This window comes from Psychrobacter sp. (genome assembly GCF_030457785.1).
Classification (GTDB): domain Bacteria; phylum Pseudomonadota; class Gammaproteobacteria; order Pseudomonadales; family Moraxellaceae; genus Psychrobacter.
The window spans coordinates 1-3,142 of the sequence record NZ_JAKDUI010000259.1 but is presented as its reverse complement, the minus strand read 5'-3'; the positions used below and the strand labels follow the sequence as shown (position 1 = coordinate 3,142).

Below are 3,142 nucleotides of genomic sequence, written 5' to 3'. Positions count from 1 at the left end.
AATTAAAAGTGAAGTATTATATCCATAAAAACAACTATATAAGTGGTATTGCACGCAAGTTGATCGTTACAAAGGGTCGTGGTCGTTTCTGGCATCAGCACTTTGTACAGTATTCAATTTTTCACCTACAATAATTCTCCCTTACAATAATTTTTATTAACAATAATAAGGCATTTACAATGCAAGCATCTCATACAAAGCAGGCTCAAAAAGAACTGGCACTCTTCGATTTGGATCATACATTGCTCGATGTTGACAGTGATTATCTATGGGGTGAGTATATTGTTAAGCATAAGTTGGTTGATGAAGCCGAATATCGCACCGCAAATCAAAAGTTCTATAATGACTATATCGAAGGCACGCTTGATGCGACAGAATACAATGAGTTTGTTGCCCAGTTTTTAAGTACGCTGCCGATGGACAGACTTCATGAGCTGCGAGAAGCGTACATCAAAGAAGAAATTGAGCCGAATATCCGTCCAAAAGCGATGGAAGTGTTGTGTCAGCATATTGAAAAAGGTCACCAAGTGGTGATTATCTCTGCAACCAATGATTTTGTTGTGTCTGCTATCGCCAAGCGTTTTGGTGTAGAAGCGGTCAATGTACTGTCGACACCACTTGAGATCAAAAACGAGCGTTACACTGGTAAACTTACCGACAAGCCCAACTTTAAAGAAGGTAAAATTTATCATTTAGATAGATGGCTAGATGAGCAAAAATTGGCTGGCGTGACCTTTGGAAAAACCTATGCGTACTCAGACTCTAAGAATGATATTCCACTGCTTGAATGGGCAGATGTTGCTGTCTGCGTCTCCCCTGATGAGGCACTACACGCACACGCACTGGCACATCGCTGGGCAGTAGAGGATTGGTCGATTTAGGCTGCTTAATAGTAGGCGGCTCAATATATTGATACAGGGTTGATAGTAATTAGTCAGACATTGCGTGACAATCTCATTTAAAATGTCGGTGCATCAATTAGACATTTATTTTTAAAACAGGAACACTTATGGAAATTAATCCGTACCAAGAGAAAATCAAAGATTTATCTGAGCGTGGGCAGGACTTGCGGAGGTATCTTTGACTTCGATGGTAAGCAAGAGCGCTTAGAAGAAGTTAATCTAGAGTTGGAAAATCCTGAGCTATGGAATGATCCAGAGCGCGCGACCAAGATCAATAAAGAAAAAAGTCATCTGGACGGTGTCATCGATGTGGTCGTCTCACTGGAGACAACCTTAGAAGATGCATCTGCGATGCTAGAGCTGGCGGTAGAGGCAGAAGATGAATCATTGCTAACTGATGTGCAAGCAGAATTGGATAGCGCAGAAGAGCGAGTAGCAGATTTAGAGTTTCGCCGTATGTTCAGTGGCGAGATGGACCCTAACAACTGCTATCTAGATATACAGTCAGGCAGTGGTGGCACGGAAGCGCAAGATTGGGCAGAAATGCTGCTGCGCATGTACACTCGTTGGGCAGAAGCGCATGGCTTCAAAGTTGATGTGATTGAGGTATCATCTGGCAGTGTGGCAGGTATTAAGTCAGCCACGATTGAGATTAAGGGTGATTATGCCTTTGGTTGGTTACGTACCGAAATTGGCGTGCATCGTTTGGTTCGTAAATCACCATTTGATAGCAATAACGGACGTCATACCTCGTTTGCAGCTGTCTTCGTCTCGCCTGAAATCGACGACAACGTAGAGATTGATATCAATCCTGCGGACTTACGTATCGATACCTATCGCTCATCTGGAGCGGGTGGTCAGCATGTAAACACCACTGACTCAGCAGTACGTATTACTCATGAGCCGAGTGGTGTGGTCGTGACTTGCCAGAATGAGCGCAGTCAACATGGCAATAAAGCGACAGCAATGAAAATGCTACGTGCCAAATTATACGAGCTAGAAATGCAAAAACGCATGGAAAAACAGCAAGCGGTCGAGGACAACAAGTCTGATGTCGGTTGGGGTAGCCAAATTCGCTCTTATGTGCTCGATGACTCACGTATTAAAGACCTGCGCACCGGCGTTGAAACCTTCAATACTGGCGCTGTCTTAGATGGCGATTTGGATCAGTTTATCGAAGCAAGTCTAAAAGCTGGACTATAAAAAACCGTTAAAACTAAAATCTAATTAAGGAAACATTATGCCAAGCGTGAATAATTATTTTGACGATAAAGTGACTTCTATTGCCTTTCAAACAGCGACTAAGCCTGCGACCATCGGCGTCATGAGCATCGGTGAGTACGAGTTTGGTACTAGCGAGTTTGAAACCATGAGTGTGGTGAGCGGTGCATTGACGGTGAAATTACCAGAGAGTACTGAGTGGCAGACGTTCAATGCCGGTGAGCAGTTTACGGTTGAAGCCAACCAAAAATTCAACGTCAAAGTTGACGTTGAGACAGCGTACTTATGTGTATATGGTAAATAACAATTTTTAGATTATAGTCAGATCAAATAATTAACGCCAAGTGTTTAACGCTTGGCGTTTTTTTGTGGGTGTGCGGTATTTTTGATCATTTTATGAGTGACCATTTATCAACTATAAGTTTTTACGATACTGCACCATATCAGTTTGAGTGGCAATGGTGTCATACAGGTTGCGCGCGGTTGTGTTGCCTTCTTGCGTCGTCCAATAAACACGGTTGCAGTGCCTGTTCCGAGCAAACTCATAGACAAGCTCGATCAGGGCACGTCCGATGCCTTGACCACGCACGGACTCACTGACATACAGGTCTTGTAGGTAGCAACATGCCGTACTATTCCAAGTCGTTGGATGGATTACTACATGGGTAATGCCGACTAATGTATCACCTTGCCATGCGCCAAACCCATCAATAGGCACGTCACTATTGAGCAAGTTTTGCCATGTGGTTTCCATTGTAGCTATGGACAAGCTGGTCTCATAAAACACCAGATAACGCTGCCATAAATCCAACCAGTCATCGTACCGGGCATTGGATATTGCCGCTATTTTTATATTGCCATTTGTCATAGTTGACCTATTTTTTATTTGATTTTATGTTAAAAATACTGAACATAAAGTGGGTTTTATAGCATTGACGGTGCGTTGGGAAGATAGCTGCAAAAAAATCTATCCCAGTGCCATATTTGATTTTCTATGCCACTTTGTATATTACTTTGGC

4 protein-coding genes are annotated in these 3,142 nt (G+C 42.9%); 3 read left to right on the top strand and 1 reads right to left on the bottom strand.

From position 1 onward, the window contains the following. The first annotated feature begins 179 nt into the window (after window positions 1–179). The 3 genes from L0J61_RS10245 (at window position 180) to L0J61_RS10235 (ending at window position 2,427) form a co-directional block, all read left to right on the top strand. Window positions 180–881 carry an HAD family phosphatase gene (locus L0J61_RS10245; RefSeq protein WP_301466344.1) on the top strand — a complete coding sequence of 234 codons (702 nt, stop codon included), beginning with the start codon at window positions 180–182 and terminating at the stop codon, window positions 879–881. 128 nt (window positions 882–1,009) lie between these two features. Beyond that, a protein-coding gene (gene prfB, locus L0J61_RS10240; protein ID WP_301466343.1) for a peptide chain release factor 2 occupies window positions 1,010–2,105 on the top strand; the annotation gives its coding sequence in 2 pieces (ribosomal slippage) (window positions 1,010–1,081 and window positions 1,083–2,105; 1,095 coding nt in all). 37 nt (window positions 2,106–2,142) lie between these two features. Further along, window positions 2,143–2,427 carry a pyrimidine/purine nucleoside phosphorylase gene (locus L0J61_RS10235; RefSeq protein WP_301466342.1) on the top strand — a complete coding sequence of 95 codons (285 nt, stop codon included), beginning with the start codon at window positions 2,143–2,145 and terminating at the stop codon, window positions 2,425–2,427. 111 nt (window positions 2,428–2,538) lie between these two features. Here L0J61_RS10235 and L0J61_RS10230 read toward each other — a convergent pair whose 3' ends face one another. After that, complete coding sequence (locus L0J61_RS10230; RefSeq protein WP_301466341.1) at window positions 2,539–2,991, bottom strand: GNAT family N-acetyltransferase; 453 nt, start codon at window positions 2,989–2,991, stop codon at window positions 2,539–2,541. Between the last annotated feature and the right edge of the window lie 151 nt (window positions 2,992–3,142).

Excerpts from the sequence above, each read along its gene's own strand:
- L0J61_RS10245 (WP_301466344.1), top strand. The coding sequence starts at position 180 with ATGCAAGCATCTCATACAAAGCAGGCTCAAAAAGAACTGGCACTCTTC.
- L0J61_RS10230 (WP_301466341.1), bottom strand. The coding sequence starts at position 2,991 with ATGACAAATGGCAATATAAAAATAGCGGCAATATCCAATGCCCGGTAC.
- L0J61_RS10235 (WP_301466342.1), top strand. The coding sequence starts at position 2,143 with ATGCCAAGCGTGAATAATTATTTTGACGATAAAGTGACTTCTATTGCC.